This window comes from Neoasaia chiangmaiensis, assembly GCF_002005465.1.
In the GTDB taxonomy this organism is placed as follows: domain Bacteria; phylum Pseudomonadota; class Alphaproteobacteria; order Acetobacterales; family Acetobacteraceae; genus Neoasaia; species Neoasaia chiangmaiensis.
On the sequence record NZ_CP014691.1, the window covers coordinates 2236600 to 2252026 of the forward strand.

Consider the following 15427-nt stretch of genomic DNA (forward strand, 5'->3'; position numbering starts at 1 on the left):
GCAAGCGTTTTTCCGTAGAACGCCCCATCATGCGTATCTTTTCCTGCCCGTCCTGCGGCTGCACCCTGATTTTCGAAAACCGGCATTGTTCACGCTGTGGCCATCGGATCGGCTATGAGCCGGAGAGCGACCGCATGGTTGCCCTGAACGCTGCCGGCAATGACTGGATCGACACGCGCCATGGCGGACAGTTCCGTTTTTGCGAAAATGCGGAACTTGAGGCCTGTAACTGGCTGTTGCCTGCGGATAGCCGATATCGTTTCTGCCTGGCGTGCCGTCATAACCGCACGGTGCCCAATCTCAACGATTCCGCCAATATCAACCGCTGGCGTGTTCTGGAGCAGGCGAAGCACCGTCTCTTCTATACCCTTCGGCGGCTCGACCTGCCGTTGGTCGACCGACATACGCGCCATGACGGGCTGGCGTTCGATTTCCTGGCTGATCCGCCTGGCGGCCCGCGCGTCATGACCGGGCATGCCAGCGGGCTGGTGACGATTGCGCTGCGCGAGGCCGACGATGTCGAGCGTGAGCGGATGCGTGTCGAGATGGGCGAGTATTATCGAACGGTGCTCGGCCATTTCCGGCACGAGACAGGGCATTATTTCTGGAACGTGCTGGTGCGCGACGGGGGGCGGCTTGATGCCTGCCGGGCCCTGTTCGGCGACGACCGGGCGGATTACGCCGAGGCCCTGCAACGCCATTACGAGAACGGCGCGCCGACCGACTGGCAGGCGGATTTCGTCTCCGCTTATGCGACCATGCACCCCTGGGAGGATTTTGCCGAAACCTGGGCGCATTATCTCCACATCGTCGATACGCTGGAGACCGGGGCAAGCTATGGCCTGTCGATCACTCCGCATGTCGCGGAGAAGGCCTTGCTCTCGACGCGGATCGACTTCAATCCGTTTGCGGTCGAGGACTTCACGACCCTCTCCGATGCCTGGCTGCCGATGACCTATCTTCTCAACAGCCTTAACCGGGCGATGGGACTGCGGGACGTCTACCCTTTCGTCCTGACCCCCCGGATTCTGGAAAAGATGGCGTTCATCCACCGGCTGGTGCGGGATCATCGGGCAGGCGCAGCGTGACTGAAACCGGACAGTGATCCGAGAGGCGCGCGCGATCCTCTTCTTTCGCATCCCGATACAGCATGACGCGCAGGCTGTCGGGCACGAGCCACTGTCGTGCCGCGTTGCCCAGTAGAATGTGGTCGATGAAATACTCGCCGCCCCAGCAGGGGCTGGCATGCCCTGCCGTGGTCAGCGTCATAGGCGCATCGGCTTCAAGCGCCTGCATCATGGGATCCGCCAATGTCAGGCGTCGATTGAAGTCGCCGAGGATGGCGAATGCCTCGCCCTCATCCTGGCGTTCCAGCACCCAGTCGTCCAATACGGCGAACTGTTGGCGAAGGGTGGGGCAGGAATATGCCTTCTGCGTCAGCGGTTGATCCCAGCAGCCGGTCTTGAGATGCACCACAAGCACGCGCAGGGTTGCCGAACCTCCGCGCAGTGTCATGTCCAGACCGCCACGCAGGGGGTGGCTGGCCTGTGGGCCGGTCACGTTCAGGGCTGTCAGTTCCGGGTTGACCGTCACGGCAATATCGCCGCGGACCGCAAGGCCCACGCGCTGCGATACCGGATCGTCCGTCAGGAAGAGACGATAGGCGTCGGTCGGGAAAACACGCCGGGCAACCGCAGGGCCGTCGACCTCCTGAAACGCGACCACATCGGCGTTCAGCCGGCGTGCATAAGCTGCCAGCCGCGCGAAGTCCTGGTCCGTGCGGCGACCGACATCGGGTGGAATGGCTGGATCGCCCGCCGGGCGGACGGTCAGCCAGTCCAGATTCCAGGTGGACAGTTTGATGTCATGCGCCTGGGCGGTCCCGACGAGACAGAGAAGGCCGAATGCGCGTGCGTATCGGCCGATCAACGGCTCTGGAAATGGGCGATCGCCTCGTCGACGGAATAGGACTTGCGGGTTGCCTCATCCAGGACCGTGATCTTGCCGGTGGCGATGTCGTAGAACCAGCCTTGCAGTGCCAGTTCACCGCGCGCAAGAGCACCGACGACGGCCGGGTGAGTGCGCAGATGCGTCAGTTGCAGCAGCACGTTCTGTTCGGCCAGGCTACGGATCGTCTCCGGTCCGACGTCTTCCGCCTGAAGCGGACCGAAGGTCGCGCGGGCGGCTTCGGCGGCACGCAGCCAGCGGCGCACGGTCGGCATGCTGTCGAATTTCTTGCTGGACAGGTCGCAGAGCGCGTTCATCGCGCCACAGTTCGAATGGCCGCAGACGATGATGTTGCGAACCTTCAACACCAGCACCGAATATTCGATGGCCGATGAAACGGCGCCCAGCATGTCGCCATAAGGCGGCACGATGTTGCCGACGTTGCGGACGATGAAGAGTTCACCCGGCTCGGTTTGCGTAATCAGGCTTGGATTGATGCGGCTGTCCGAGCAGGTGATGAACAAGGTGGATGGCGACTGACCGGTTGCCAGGCTTTCGAACAACTCCTGATGGTCGGGATAGACGTCGCGATCGAATTTCTGCACGCCCTCAAGAAGTTCGATCAGACTCTGCCGTGGGGTTGACGCCATTGTTCACCTCTTTCCATCAATAAGAGCCTGCGGCGGGCTCAGATGACTGGATGCCGTCAATTGCGGCGACGTGTCTACCCCTCGGGACACGCCGCCATACTACGTCATGCCGACAACGTTTTGCGCAACATATCGAAGACGGCTTCGGCATTGGCATCCGGGCCGCCGGCCTGTGCCATGTCGCGACGTCCGCCGCCGCCCTTGCCGCCCATCACGGCGCTGGCTTCACGGACCAGTGCTACAGCGTCGAAGCGTTCTGTCAGGTCCGGCGTCAGGGCGATGACCACGCTGCCCTTGCCGTCGGCGCTGGAGACAAGGGCGACGATACCCGAGCCGATCTGCTTGCCGATCGCTTCGGCCATGCCTTTCAGTTCACGGGGGGAAACATCGCCCAGATCGCGCGCGGCCAGCGTGACGCCGTTGATCGTCTCGTTACCGGTTTCGGCCGCGCCCGTGGCAAGGCGGCGTTGCAGTTCGGAGACCTGGCGCTCCAGATTGCGTCGCTCTTCCACAAGGGCCGCGAGCCGGTCCGGCGCTTCCGCGACGGTCGATTTCAGCAGATCGGCCATGCGTGCCAGCCGCGCGTCCGCTTCCTGCGTCAGACGATCGGCGGCCAGTCCGCAAACGGCCTCGATGCGGCGCACGCCGGCGGAGACGCCGTTTTCGGAGACGATACGGAATGGGCCGATCTCACCCGTCCGGCCGACATGCGTGCCACCGCAGAGTTCGACGGAGTAAGCGGTGCGTTCTTCATCGCCAAGACCCATCGAAACGACGCGGACCTCATCGCCGTATTTCTCGCCGAACAACGCCATCGCGCCTTCGGCCACGGCTTTCTCCGGCGTCATGATCCGGGTTTCCACCGCCGTGTTCTCACGGATGCGCGCATTCACCGCGGCTTCCACCGCCGCCAGCTCGTCCTGCGTGATCGGGCGCGGCTGCGACACGTCGAATCGCAGACGATCGGGCGCATTCAGGCTCCCTTTCTGGGTCACGTGCGTGCCCAGTTGCCGCCGCAGCGCCTCATGCAGAAGGTGGGTGGCGGAGTGATGGCCGCGCACGGCCTGGCGACGGTGATGATCGACTTCTGCCGTCACGGCCATACCGGGCTTCAGCGTGCCTTCCACGACACGGCCGTAATGCACCAGCATGTCGCCGTTACGCTTTTGCGTATCGGTGATCTCGACGCGCAGACCCGGCGCGATCAACGTGCCGTGATCGCCGACCTGGCCGCCACTCTCGCCGTAGAACGGCGTCTGGTTGAGCAGCACCGCCACGTCCTGACCCGCATCGGCATGGTCGAGAATCTCGTTGCCGCGTGCGATCATGCGCACCTCGGCGTCGCTGCGTTCGGAGACGTAGCCGAGGAATTCGGACGGACCGAACTTATCGCGGGCATCGAACCAGACGGTTTCCGTTGCCGTGTCGCCGGAACCGACCCATGCGGCACGTGCGCGCTGGCGCTGTTCGGTCATGGCGGCGTCGAAGCCGGACACGTCGACCGTCCGGCCCTGCTCGCGCAGGGCATCCTGCGTCAGGTCCAGCGGGAAACCGAAGGTGTCGTAGAGCTTGAACGCCACATCGCCCGGCAGTGCCTCGGACGCGCCGAGACGGCTGGTCTCGTCGTTGAGCAGGGACATGCCGCGTTCGAGCAGCGCGGTGAACCGCTCTTCCTCGCCGCGCATCGTCTCGGCGATCAGGGCCTGATGCTGCACGAGTTCGGGATAGGCGCCGCCCATCTGTCGGATCAGAGCCGGGAGCAACTTGTAGAACACCGGCTCATGGGCGCCCAGGCGTTGAAGGTGGCGCATGGCGCGACGCATGATGCGGCGCAGCACATAGCCACGACCGTCCTTCGCCGGCAGCACGCCGTCGGCGATCAGGAAGGCGCTGGAACGCAAATGATCGGCGACCACGCGATGGCTGGCGCGCAACGGCCCGTCGGCGTCCTGGTTCAGCGTGTTGGCCGAGGCCTCGATCAGGGCGCGCAGGGTGTCCGTGTCATAGACGTCGCGTTTGCCCTGCATGACCGCGGCGAAGCGCTCAAGGCCCATGCCGGTATCGATCGAGGGTCGCGGCAGCGGGGTACGGGTGCCTGGCGGATCCTCGAAATACTGCATGAAGACGAGGTTCCAGATCTCGACGAACCGGTCGCCATCTTCATCCGGCGAGCCGGGCGGGCCGCCGAACACTTCCGGACCGTGATCGTAGAAGATCTCGGAGCACGGACCGCAGGGGCCGGTATCGCCCATGCGCCAGAAATTGTCGCTGGTGGCGATGCGGATGATCTTGTCGTCCGGCAATCCGGCGATTTTGCGCCACAGCCCGGCCGCTTCCTCGTCTTCGGCATAGACGGTCGCCAGCAACTTCTCCTTGGGCAGGCCGAAGTCCCTGGTCAGGAGGGTCCAGGCAAACTCGATCGCCTCGGCCTTGAAATAGTCGCCGAAGGAGAAGTTGCCCATCATCTCGAAGAAGGTGAGATGGCGGGCCGTGTAGCCGACATTGTCGAGATCGTTATGCTTGCCGCCGGCGCGAACGACCTTCTGCGCCGTGGTCGCGCGTGAATAGGGGCGCGTCTCCTGGCCTGTGAAGACATTCTTGAACGGCACCATGCCCGCATTGGTGAACAGGAGCGTCGGATCGTTCTGCGGCACCAGGGAGGCGGAAGGAACAATGCGATGCCCCTGTTCCCCGAAATAGTCGAGGAATGTGGCGCGAAGGGAATTGGTGGAATTGGGCGTCGAACTGGTCATGGAGAACAGGCGGTTCCAAAAGCGGCAGGAATTTGTCTTCCACTAGAGCATCGCGCGCCTAAAGGAAATCGCCTGACGATCAGTTCGGTCCGGAACCCGTGTCGCGGTCACCGAACGGCAGCACCGAACCAGGAAGTTCGACCGTCATGCGCGCCAGTTCGAGCGGGGTTTCGGGAGTCTTTTCCCGGAAGACCAGCCGGCGGGAGAGTGTGAAATTCGTTCCCATTCCTGCGAACGCGCCCACGGCCAATGGCAGAACGGGATAGCTTACGCAGATCGGCAGCGTGAAGCACAAGGCGAAGACGGCGCCGCGATTGAGAAGGAAGCCGAAGCTGTTCGCGGCAAGGAACTGCAACCATTGCAGGATGATATGGCCGCACGGTCCCACGCCGCGGAATGTCCAGAAGCGGTTGAAGAGCCAGTTGATGGTCGCGGCGACGAAATAGGAGATCAGGACGGCGGCGGTCAGGCCAATGACCGGTCTGAGCGCGTAGGTCGTGCCGGCATCCCACACGAAGCCCATCGCACCGACGACACCGAAACGGAAGAACTGTCCAAGCATTGGACCGCGCCCGCGCGGATAGAAAATCCGGCCTTTACGCAAGAGCTTCGTTCCCCATGCCTGTTTCGGTGCGGCTGATTACGCGCACATCATGCGGCATACAAGATGGAAACCGCGCACAAAAAAAGGCACCCGAAGGTGCCTTTCTCTGAGCTTGCCCTCTGCCGAGGCAGAGAACGTCGCGATCTCGAGCGGGATTAGCGCAGGATGATCTCGACGCGGCGGTTCTGCGGCTCGCGGGTGTTCGGGCCCGTCGGAACCAGCGGATGCTCTTCGCCGTAGCCATGAACGTCGATCGCAGCAGCCGGAACGCCGTCACGGATCAGTTCGGCCTTCACGCTCTGGGCGCGACGGACGGAGAGGCCCAGGTTGTACTTCTGACCGCGCGGACCCGGGTGGATCGCGGAGTTATCAGCATAACCGTTGACTTCGATGCGCGTCGTCTGGACGTGGGTCGAAGCCTGAGCTGCCTGGGCAACGATCTCGCGTGCACGGCCCGTGAGGTTCGACTTGTCCCAGTCGAAGAACACGAGATAGGTGCGTGCCGGCGTCGGAGCAGGCGGCACAACGACCGGAGCCGGCGGCGGCGGCGGCGGCGCCGTGTCGAACGCGTAGCGCAGGCCCAGGATGAACTGGTGGTTGAAGCGGTGGTCGAAGTTCACGTTGCCCTTGTGAACGCCGGTCGCGTTCCAAGCGGTCGAGTGATATGCACCATCCGTAAAGGTCTGGCCGATCATGCGATATTCGGTCGTGAGCGCGAGGCCCGGGACGCCCGGAATGTCGTATGCCGCACCGGCGATGCCCTGATAGGCAAAGCCACCGTTCGTGCCGCCAACGCGGTTCACGGCGCCGTTGTTATAGGTCGTGGTGATCGGGTTGTAGTGCTGCCACAGGTAGCCTGCACCGACACCGACGAACGGCGTGACCGGCACGTTGATGCCGAACTGGGCCAGATCGATGTCATACAGCACGTTCACGAAACCGCCATAAGACTGGTCGGAACCGCTCGTCGAGCCGTTGCCGTTGGTCGGGCGACGGTGGTTGATCTGCGAGTAGTTATACACGCCCTCAACTTCAGCGCGCAGGCCGTTGCCGAAGCCCCAACCGAAAGCACCGAAGCCCGTGAAGCCGTCCTTGTGACGGAAGCGGGACTTGGTCTGGCCGTTGCCGGTCGAGCCGTCAGCTTCGCTGAAAGGCGAGAACTTGGCATGCTGCTGCTGAACGAGGTTGTACCCGCCGCCCAGGTCGACATACGGGCCGGTGATGGTGCTCGCCATTGCGACAGTCGGGGCGGCTGCCATCGACGTCATGGCCAGAAGTGCCGTGCGGAGACGCATTTATTTCGTCCTCAAAAATTCATCCATTCGAACTGCCGCCGGAAACCCGAAAAGGGCGCCGTGCGACAAGCTCAGCGCGATGCATAAGTGCGTATAGATCGCTCGGTTCCGCCGGAGGAAGGCTGTTACATGCCCTGAGGCCCATTACGACAAGGACCCGTGGCTAAACTGCAACAGTTCGTTCCGGGATGGGGACGAGTCGACCATCGCGCGGTCGTTCGTTAGAGGACAGGCGGCCGCCTGTCCCATCACGGAGATGTTATGCTGCCCGTTTGTGGGTGCCCTGTGACCAGGAAGCCGCAAGTTACGTTTCAGGAGCGACAACCTTCGCGAATCAGGAAGTCGCGGACAATCTCCATCGGGACGTCGCGCGTCGTGAAGCAGTCTCCGATATCGCGCAGCAGAACGAAGGACAGACGGCCATCGCGCATCTTCTTGTCACGCGCCATGTGATTGAGAAGCTCCTCCGCGCTCAAGGCGTCCGCGAACCAGTCCAGACCTGCCGGCATGGCGCGGGTGCGCAGGTGCGAGTCGAGGCGCAGGAGCACGCTTGCGTCGCAGAAGCCGAGTCGCACGGAAAGACCGACAGCCAGGTGCAGTCCGATGGACACTGCTTCCCCGTGCAGGAGACGCCCGTCGTAGCCGAAACTCGCTTCGAGGGCGTGGGCGAAGGTATGGCCAAGATTGAGGAGTGCGCGACCGCCCTCCGCCGCCTGTTCGCGTTCATCCGCCTGCACCACGCCCGCCTTGAAGAGGCAGGCGCGTCGCACGGCTTCGGCCAGGGCGGCCGGATCGCCGCTCAGCACTGCCGCGCCATGGTTTTCACACCAGGCGAAGAGTTCCACACCGTCGATCAGCCCGGCTTTGACGATTTCGGCGTAACCCGCCACGCGCTCGCGGCGGGAAAGCGTGGCGAGTGCGGAACTGTCGGCCAGGACGGCCAGTGGCTGATGGAAGGCGCCGATGAGGTTCTTGCCGCTACGTGCATTGATGCCCGTCTTGCCGCCGACGGAACTATCGACCTGCGCCAGCAAGGTCGTTGGAATCTGGACGAAAGGCACGCCACGCAGAACGGTGGCAGCCACGAATCCGGCGAGATCGCCCACGACGCCACCGCCCAGCCCGATAACGGTCGTGCGGCGTTCGATTCCTGCCGTGATAATGTCGTCGATCAGCGCGCCGTATTGCGCCAGCGACTTCGATTCCTCGCCGCCCGGCACGACGAAATCGCGCGCCTCGACGCCGGTCTCCGCAAGGGCGGTCATGAGCCGGGGCAGATGCAGGGCGGCGACATTCCTGTCAGTGATTACGATGGCGCGTTTCTGGGGCAGGACAGGTGCGAGGAACGCGCCTGCACGGCTGATCAGGTCGGCGCCGATGGTGACGTCGTAGCGATGCGTGTCCAGTTGCACCGGCACGCGCACCGGGTGGCGATGCTGCTCCAGAGCTTCCAGCACGCGCCGGGCGCTCGTATCCACACTGTCATCACCGCAATCCACGATAATATCCGCCTCCGCGTAAATGGGGTGCCGCACAGCCTGGAGTGCGGCGAGAATGGTCTTGTGATCCCCTTGGGCCAGCAGGGGGCGGCCCTGTCGTCCGCTCAGGCGTCGCGCCAGTACGGGCAGGGCGCAGCGTAGCCAGACCGAACGGGCATGCTGGCGCACAAGTATGCGGGTCTGTGTGTCCATGAAGGCGCCCCCGCCCGTGGCGAGAACGCAGGGTGGACCCTGCAACAGGCGTTTGATGACACGTCGTTCGCCGTCGCGGAACGCCGGTTCGCCATGGCGCGTGAATATTTCCGAGATCGTGCAGCCCGCTGCCCGTTCGATTTCGACATCAGCGTCCACGAATGGCAGGTCGAGACGCGTCGCGACGCGCCGGCCGATCGTTGTCTTCCCGGCGCCCATCAGGCCGACGAGGACGATGGTTTCCGTCTGGGCCGGGGTCGATACCGGGGAGGGCGTATCGGATGTGGAGGCGAGATGGTCCATCATGACGATAACGATATGGAAGAGAAACGTGACATTTTCACGAGGCTACCATAGAGGGGATCGAGTCGCCATGCAGTTGCCGTACGCCACGCGTGCGCACGCGTGGCCGTTGCCCCGATTCCGCTGCGCCTTTCTGGAGCTTCCATGTCCGTCACTGCCCCCAAAATCGCTATCGTCGTGGTTGTTCTGATCGTTCTGGGCCTGGGTGGCGGTTTCCTGTCGCTGGGCATGAACGCGATGCCCCCGGCGCAGGCGCCTGTGCACAAGGACCTGCCGCCGGGACGGTTCGCGACGGAAACGGCCGCGCCCGCTGCTGCGGCGTCATTGCCGGCGATGCCCCCGCCGGCAGCGGCGCCGACCGCCATCCCGGCGCCTGCGCCCGCAGCCGCGCATTGATCCGATTGTCCGTAAGTCATCCGCATGAGCGCTGCGCCCGGACGGCACGCGGAGGCCTTTCTGGAAATGCTGGCGGCAGAACGGAATGCCGCCCCGCGCACCCGCGCGGCCTATGCGGCGGATCTGGCGGATTTCGCGAGCTATAGCGCGACTCGCGGTTTCGTTGGTCCGGACGCGCTGCTGAATGCCGATGGCGCCTGTGTGCAGGGCTATCTGGCATCGCTTTCCCAATCCGGTCTTTCAGCGCGGACGAGCGCGCGGCGTCTGTCCTGCCTGCGGCAGTTCTACCGTTTCCTGCTGCGGGAAGGCCACCGCGCGGATGATCCGACCGCCCGTGAGCGGGCGCCAAAACTGCCGGACAGTCTGCCGAAGGTTCTTTCCGAAGACGAGATGCGGCGTCTGCTTGCGCGGGGGACGCGCGGTCATGACGATCCGCGGCGCGACCTGGTGTCGCGTGCGGCGCTGGAACTGCTCTACACGACCGGTCTGCGTATCTCCGAACTGCTGTCCCTGCCCAATACCCTGCCGCTCAACAAGGCGCCGATGGTGATGGTGCGCGGCAAGGGCGGCCGGGAGCGTCTCGTGCCCATTTCCGAGGGCGCGCGCGAGGCCGCGCTGGCGCTGCGCCGGCATGATCGCGATATCGACAGCCGTTATCTGTTTCCGGGTCGGGATCCGGCCAGGCCGCTCACGCGACAGGGATTCGACAAGATTCTTTATCAGTCCGCCATCCTCGCGGGGCTCGATCCTGCGCGGGTGACGCCGCATGTGTTGCGTCATTCCTTTGCCAGTCATCTGCTGGATCGCGGCGCGGATTTGCGGGCGTTGCAGATGCTGCTGGGCCACGCGGACATCGCCACGACGCAAATTTATACGCATGTTCTGAGCGAGCGCCTGAAACAGCTCGTGCGCGAGCATCACCCGCTCGCGCAACAGAAGAGCGGGTAACGGATTGTTGGATACCCCGCGCCCGTGCTATCGGGCGCGCCATGCGTCAATATCTCGATTTCGAAAAACCGGTCGCCGAGCTGGAAAACAAGATCGTCGAACTGCGCCAGATGGCGAAGAACGGCGAGGGCATCAACATTGCCGAAGAAATCGGGCGATTGTCGGAAAAGGCCGACAAGCAGCTTCGCGCGGCCTACGCCAAGCTGACGCCGTGGCAGAAAGTGCAGGTCGCCCGTCATGCGCAGCGACCGAAGGCGCTGGACTATATTCGCGATCTGCTGACGGATTACACGCCACTGTCCGGTGATCGTCTGGGCCATGAAGATCTGGCGGTGATCGGCGGGCTGGCCCGGTTCCGCGGCACGTCGGTGGTCGTGATCGGGACGGAACGCGGGTTCGACATGGAGTCGCGCCTGAAGCACAATTTCGGCATGCCGAAGCCGGAAGGCTATCGCAAGGCGCAACGTCTGGTGGCACTGGCCGCCCGTTTCGGCCTGCCGGTGCTGACATTCATCGACACGTCCGGCGCGTGGCCGGGAATCGACGCGGAGCAGCGCGGTCAGGCGGAAGCCATTGCCCGCTCGACGGACGCTTTCCTGCGTGCGCCGGTCCCCGTGATTGCGACCATCATCGGCGAGGGCGGTTCAGGCGGCGCCGTGGCGCTCGGCGCGGGTGATCGCGTGATGATGCTGGAGCATTCGATCTATTCCGTGATCGCCCCGGAAAGTGCCGCGTCGATCCTGATGCGCGATCCGAAGCAGGCGAACCAGCTGGCCGAGGCCCTGAAACTCACGGCGCAGGACCTGCTGAACCTCAAGCTGATCGACCGCGTGATTGCCGAGCCGCTGGGCGGCGCGCAGCGCTTCCCGCAGGAGGCGATCGCCGCTGTTGGCGATGCGATTGCGGCCGAACTGCCCGATCTGGAAGCGCTGGACCCGGCGGCGCTCGTGTTGCGTCGCCGTGAGAAGTTCCTGGCGATGGGCCGCGACGCGCTCTAGGCAACCGGCTCGCCCTCGATCGGCGTGTGGCCCAGCTCGACGATGAAATCGTGCAATTGCGTGCCGGCAGCCGCGACGCTCCCTGCGTCGTAGCCCTTGGCTACGAGGGTCACGCCGCGCCGGCCGTCGGGGCGTTCGAACGGATAGGAACCGAGGTCGAGGGCAGGGAATGCCGCCTGGATGGCGGTCAGGCCTTCGGCAAGCGCGCCTTCCCGTAGATCGATGGCGTGCCATCCCACAGATACCAGTGGCGCGCCGTGCTCGAGCGTTGGCGCAAGGGCCGTGAACATGGCCTGCATGACGCGTGGAATGCCGGCCATCACGTGGACATTGGCAATGGTGAAGCCTGGCGCGACGGAAACACTGTTGGGAATGGGTGTGGCACCACGTGGCAGCATCGCCATGCGCTGACGGGCCGGGTTGAACTTTTCCTTCCCCAGATAATCTTCGAGCAGACGATAGCTTTCGGGGTGGATTTCGAGCGGCACGCCCACTGCTTCCGCCACGCAGGCGGCCGTGATGTCATCATGCGTCGGGCCGATGCCGCCGGTCGTGAAAACATGATCGAAGCGCGCGCGGCATTCAGTCACGGTATTGACGATACGTGCGGGGCGGTCCGGAATGACGCGGACTTCTTCCAGGGCGATGCCGAGTTCGCCGAGTCCGGTCGCGAGGAAGCGGATATTGGCATCCTGCGTGCGGCCTGAGAGGATTTCGTTGCCGATGACGAGAAGGCAGGCGGTAGTGGGCATGGGCATCGTTCCGTGCTGGTTCTGACGACAGGGTTGTCTGTGTTTTTGCATCAACCATGATGGGTCACCAGACGTTGCCGCCACACGGCGGTTTGATTCCGCAGGAGCAGGAGAAATGACTATGTCCAGCAAGATCGTGCCCGGTTGCCTTTTTGACGTGAAGGTCACTCTTGGGGAGGGGCCGGTCTGGATCGCGGAGGAGCAGGCTCTCTATTTCGTGGATATCCCGGCCAGCACCATTCATCGCTATCATCCCGAAACGGAAAAGCACGACACATGGAAAGCGCCGAATCGTGCGGCCTTCCTGTTGCCGGTAACGGACGGCACCTTTCTCTGCGGCATGCCAGACGGATTGTATCGCTTCGACCCGCGTGACGGCCGGTTTTCCCATGATGCGGTCGTCGAGCCCGGCAAGCCCGGCAATCGCCTGAACGACGGCTGTGTCGACCCGAAAGGGCGCGTGTGGTTCGGCAGCATGGATGACAGCGAACAGTCGCCCACGGGATCGATTTATTGCGTGCGCCATACGCCGGGCGGTCTGGACATTTCCCACCATGACGAGGGTTATACTGTGTCCAACGGCCCTGCCGTCTCGCCGGATGGCAGGATACTGTATGTCTGCGACTCTCCGGAGCAGACAATCTATGCCTTCACGGTGACCGAGACTGGCGACCTGTCCCAGGAACGTATTTTCGCCCGGCTTGACCAGGGTTATCCGGATGGCATCGTGACGGACAGCGAAGGCGGACTCTGGTGCTGCGTCTGGGGCGGGAGTCGTATCCTGCATTTCGCACCGGATGGCACGTTGCTGGAGACGATTGCCATGCCGTGCTCCAATGTCACGAAGCTGGCCTTCGGTGGAGAGGACTATCGCACGGCCTTCGTGACAACGGCGCGACGCGGTGTGCCGGAGGCGCAACTGGCCAAAGAGCCGCATGCCGGCAGCATCTTCTCGTTCCGCGTCGAGGTGCCGGGCATCCCGCAGCAGAAATTCCAGCTGGCGAACTGAACCCTAGAGCAGTTCCTGCAGGAGCGGGATCAGGGGGCGATCGGGCGCGGGCATCGGGTAATCGGCCAGACGGTCCGCCGGCACCCAGGCAAGTTCCTGACCTTCCCTTGATTGAGGAGTATTGCGCCAGCGCCGACAGAGATACAGCGGCATCAACAGGTGGAACCTGCCGACATCCTGCGAGACGAAGGTAAAGGGGGCGAGGCAACTCTGCGCAATGTCGATGCCCAGCTCCTCCTGTAGCTCCCGCGTCAGGGCCTGCTCGGGATTTTCTCCGGCTTCCACCTTGCCGCCCGGAAATTCCCAAAGCCCGGCGAGCGGCTTGCCCTCCGGTCGTCTGGCCAGAAGAATACGCTGCTGCGCGTCCACCAGCGCCGCGGCCACGACCAGAACGGTTCGGCGGGTGTTGTTCGTTGTCGTGGCAGGCTCCGGCGCGATGTCCTCTCGTGATCCGGTGAACAGTTGCACCGGATGCTCGCTGCCGCGCGAAAGGAAACTCTTGCGTCCGGTTCCGGCCTCGCGGAAGCCGATTTTCCGGAGGACAGCCGCGGAAGCATCGTTGTCGAAAGCAACGTCGGCGGTCAGATGTTCGATCGGGAGGGCAGCGAGGGCCCACCGCGCTGCCCGGCCCGCCGCCGCCGTCGCGACGCCCTGTCCCCAGTGGGCGCGACCGATCCAGTAGCCAAGGCTGGCGGTGCGCCGATTGCGTTCCAGCACGATCCCCACGCATCCGAGCAGCGCATCGTCCTTCGTGACGGCGAAATGGAACGCTTCGCCACCGCTGCTACTGCGACGTGTTTCGGCGAGCCATGCATCGGCCAGTTCGCGCGGGTAGGGAAAGGGCAGATGACTGAGCATCCGCACCACGCTCCAGTCGTTGATGAGCCGATGCACGGCGGGCGCATCGGTTTCCTGAAGCATGCGGAGCGTATAGGGGCCCGCTTCGAGCGTTGGTGTCACGAAGCCTCGTGAACCGGTGCCACGCCACAGCGGCGCAGCAGGTCGCGCAGCATGTTGATGACGGGGAACACTTCCTGGTTATGGTCGCCCCCCAGTTCCCGCCACGCCTGCTGTTCCAGCTCCACGATATCGCGGTCCTCGCGGAAAATCCGCTCGGTAAACGCGACGAGGAACGGCCATGCCAGTTCCAGCGCGCCTTTCAGCTTGGGCCGGCGGATGGACAGAAGGCCGAACACGCGACAGGTCAGTTGCGCCTCGTCCTGCGGGACGTAGACGATCCACAGGTCCATGACGGGGGGTGCGCCGTCGGTGCTGATGCGCAGCGTCTGGTAAGGATATTCGGTGCGGATCGTCATGACGTCGCGATGGGCGTATTTGGCGCTGTTGTCGCGGCGCTGCCCGAAAATGATCGTCTCGCCCCAGGGCTGTTTGCCATCCGTGCGGGCGAAGCTGTAGCGCGCTTCGACCATCGCCGGCTGAATGTCGTTGCCGAGGAACCGCGGCTTCATTTTGCCCATCTGCTTCATGTGCATGAACTGATGATTCATATCCATCAGGTTTTCATGCATGAAGCTGTAATGGCAATCGACATGTCGCCCGAAGCGGCGTGTCTTGTATTCCGGGTCCTCCGCGCGTGCGAGGGACGGGAGGGGAACGCTCGCCGCAAGATCGGGATCGCCAGGGAAGACGAAGATCAGCCCGCCGACTTCCCGGCACGGATAAGTGCGCACGCCGTTCGGCAGCTTGCCCTTGCCGAGATACGGCACGTCGATGCAGCGGCCTGAACGGCCATAGGCCCAACCGTGATAGCAGCACTGCACGGACTCGCCTTCGACGCGGCCTTTGCTGAGTGGCACCTGACGGTGCGCGCATCGGTCTTCGAGGGCAAAGACCTCGCCTTCCTGGGGGCGGACAAGCGCGATGGGCTGGCCGGCATAGCGTGTACCGATTGTCTTGCCGCGCTTGAGTTCATGCGACCAGCCAACGGGATACCAGTAGTTCGGGTCGCACTTGATCCGACGCAAATCCGCATGACCGTCACTCGACGCGCCGTCTTCCGCCATGATGGCGGTGGACGGGACAACGTCGTTGTCGAATTCGATCTCGGGAGCGAGGCTCTG

The 15427-nt window shown here is 63.7% G+C and carries 14 protein-coding genes; 5 read left to right on the top strand and 9 right to left on the bottom strand.

What is annotated here, in order from left to right; translation table 11 throughout:
- Positions 1 to 29: 29 nt before the first annotated feature.
- The gene (locus A0U93_RS10825) at positions 30 to 1088 is read left to right on the top strand and encodes a zinc-binding metallopeptidase family protein (RefSeq protein WP_077807354.1); all 1059 of its coding nucleotides are present in this window, start codon (positions 30 to 32) and stop codon (positions 1086 to 1088) included.
- Here the strand turns inward: A0U93_RS10825 and A0U93_RS10830 are convergent.
- From A0U93_RS10830 to aroB, 6 genes are all read right to left on the bottom strand, one after another.
- A complete protein-coding gene (locus A0U93_RS10830) occupies positions 1045 to 1926 on the bottom strand; it encodes an endonuclease/exonuclease/phosphatase family protein (RefSeq protein WP_077808473.1) in 882 nt (293 codons plus the stop codon). The genes A0U93_RS10825 and A0U93_RS10830 overlap by 44 nt on opposite strands.
- Positions 1926 to 2597, bottom strand: a complete 672-nt coding sequence (locus A0U93_RS10835) for a carbonic anhydrase (RefSeq protein ID WP_077807355.1) — start codon at positions 2595 to 2597, stop codon at positions 1926 to 1928. The genes A0U93_RS10830 and A0U93_RS10835 overlap by 1 nt, the downstream gene beginning before the upstream one ends.
- Before the next feature lie 104 nt (positions 2598 to 2701).
- Complete coding sequence (gene alaS / locus A0U93_RS10840; protein WP_077807356.1) at positions 2702 to 5350, bottom strand: alanine--tRNA ligase; 2649 nt, start codon at positions 5348 to 5350, stop codon at positions 2702 to 2704.
- Positions 5351 to 5429: 79 nt separating this feature from the next.
- Positions 5430 to 5912 (bottom strand): GtrA family protein, encoded by a 483-nt coding sequence (locus A0U93_RS10845; RefSeq protein ID WP_147150820.1) that lies wholly within the window; start codon positions 5910 to 5912, stop codon positions 5430 to 5432.
- Between the two features lie 197 nt (positions 5913 to 6109).
- Positions 6110 to 7249, bottom strand: a complete 1140-nt coding sequence (locus A0U93_RS10850; RefSeq protein WP_077807357.1) for an OmpA family protein — start codon at positions 7247 to 7249, stop codon at positions 6110 to 6112.
- A gap of 311 nt (positions 7250 to 7560) precedes the next feature.
- Positions 7561 to 9246: a 3-dehydroquinate synthase gene (gene aroB / locus A0U93_RS10855; protein ID WP_077807358.1), complete on the bottom strand. Its 1686-nt coding sequence runs from the start codon at positions 9244 to 9246 to the stop codon at positions 7561 to 7563.
- 141 nt (positions 9247 to 9387) lie between these two features.
- Between aroB and A0U93_RS16475 the strand changes: the two genes are divergently transcribed.
- The 3 genes from A0U93_RS16475 to A0U93_RS10870 are packed head-to-tail and all read left to right on the top strand — an operon-like array spanning position 9388 to position 11585.
- Complete coding sequence (locus tag A0U93_RS16475; RefSeq protein WP_077807359.1) at positions 9388 to 9639, top strand: hypothetical protein; 252 nt, start codon at positions 9388 to 9390, stop codon at positions 9637 to 9639.
- 24 nt (positions 9640 to 9663) lie between these two features.
- On the top strand, positions 9664 to 10587 hold the full coding sequence (locus A0U93_RS10865; RefSeq protein WP_077807360.1) for a tyrosine recombinase: 924 nt from the start codon (positions 9664 to 9666) through the stop codon (positions 10585 to 10587).
- 41 nt (positions 10588 to 10628) lie between these two features.
- Positions 10629 to 11585: an acetyl-CoA carboxylase carboxyltransferase subunit alpha gene (locus A0U93_RS10870; protein ID WP_077807361.1), complete on the top strand. Its 957-nt coding sequence runs from the start codon at positions 10629 to 10631 to the stop codon at positions 11583 to 11585.
- On the opposite strand, the gene A0U93_RS10875 is transcribed toward A0U93_RS10870, so the two are convergent.
- On the bottom strand, positions 11582 to 12337 hold the full coding sequence (locus tag A0U93_RS10875; RefSeq protein WP_077807362.1) for a competence/damage-inducible protein A: 756 nt from the start codon (positions 12335 to 12337) through the stop codon (positions 11582 to 11584). The genes A0U93_RS10870 and A0U93_RS10875 overlap by 4 nt on opposite strands.
- 115 nt (positions 12338 to 12452) lie before the next feature.
- On the opposite strand from A0U93_RS10875, the gene A0U93_RS10880 reads away from it, so the two are divergent.
- Positions 12453 to 13346 carry an SMP-30/gluconolactonase/LRE family protein gene (locus tag A0U93_RS10880; RefSeq protein ID WP_077807363.1) on the top strand — a complete coding sequence of 298 codons (894 nt, stop codon included), beginning with the start codon at positions 12453 to 12455 and terminating at the stop codon, positions 13344 to 13346.
- 3 nt (positions 13347 to 13349) lie between these two features.
- Here A0U93_RS10880 and A0U93_RS10885 read toward each other — a convergent pair whose 3' ends face one another.
- Entirely contained in the window at positions 13350 to 14306 is a 957-nt protein-coding gene (locus tag A0U93_RS10885; RefSeq protein WP_245824832.1) for a bifunctional GNAT family N-acetyltransferase/(deoxy)nucleoside triphosphate pyrophosphohydrolase, read from the bottom strand.
- Complete coding sequence (locus A0U93_RS10890; RefSeq protein ID WP_147150863.1) at positions 14303 to 15370, bottom strand: aromatic ring-hydroxylating oxygenase subunit alpha; 1068 nt, start codon at positions 15368 to 15370, stop codon at positions 14303 to 14305. The genes A0U93_RS10885 and A0U93_RS10890 overlap by 4 nt, the downstream gene beginning before the upstream one ends.
- Positions 15371 to 15427 lie beyond the last annotated feature (57 nt).

Excerpts from the sequence above, each read along its gene's own strand:
- A0U93_RS10850 (WP_077807357.1), bottom strand. The coding sequence starts at position 7,249 with ATGCGTCTCCGCACGGCACTTCTGGCCATGACGTCGATGGCAGCCGCC.
- A0U93_RS10880 (WP_077807363.1), top strand. The coding sequence starts at position 12,453 with ATGACTATGTCCAGCAAGATCGTGCCCGGTTGCCTTTTTGACGTGAAG.
- A0U93_RS10875 (WP_077807362.1), bottom strand. The coding sequence starts at position 12,337 with ATGCCCACTACCGCCTGCCTTCTCGTCATCGGCAACGAAATCCTCTCA.
- alaS (WP_077807356.1), bottom strand. The coding sequence starts at position 5,350 with ATGACCAGTTCGACGCCCAATTCCACCAATTCCCTTCGCGCCACATTC.
- A0U93_RS10890 (WP_147150863.1), bottom strand. The coding sequence starts at position 15,370 with ATGGCGGAAGACGGCGCGTCGAGTGACGGTCATGCGGATTTGCGTCGG.
- A0U93_RS10835 (WP_077807355.1), bottom strand. The coding sequence starts at position 2,597 with ATGGCGTCAACCCCACGGCAGAGTCTGATCGAACTTCTTGAGGGCGTG.
- A0U93_RS16475 (WP_077807359.1), top strand. The coding sequence starts at position 9,388 with ATGTCCGTCACTGCCCCCAAAATCGCTATCGTCGTGGTTGTTCTGATC.
- A0U93_RS10845 (WP_147150820.1), bottom strand. The coding sequence starts at position 5,912 with ATGCTTGGACAGTTCTTCCGTTTCGGTGTCGTCGGTGCGATGGGCTTC.
- A0U93_RS10825 (WP_077807354.1), top strand. The coding sequence starts at position 30 with ATGCGTATCTTTTCCTGCCCGTCCTGCGGCTGCACCCTGATTTTCGAA.
- A0U93_RS10870 (WP_077807361.1), top strand. The coding sequence starts at position 10,629 with ATGCGTCAATATCTCGATTTCGAAAAACCGGTCGCCGAGCTGGAAAAC.
- aroB (WP_077807358.1), bottom strand. The coding sequence starts at position 9,246 with ATGATGGACCATCTCGCCTCCACATCCGATACGCCCTCCCCGGTATCG.
- A0U93_RS10865 (WP_077807360.1), top strand. The coding sequence starts at position 9,664 with ATGAGCGCTGCGCCCGGACGGCACGCGGAGGCCTTTCTGGAAATGCTG.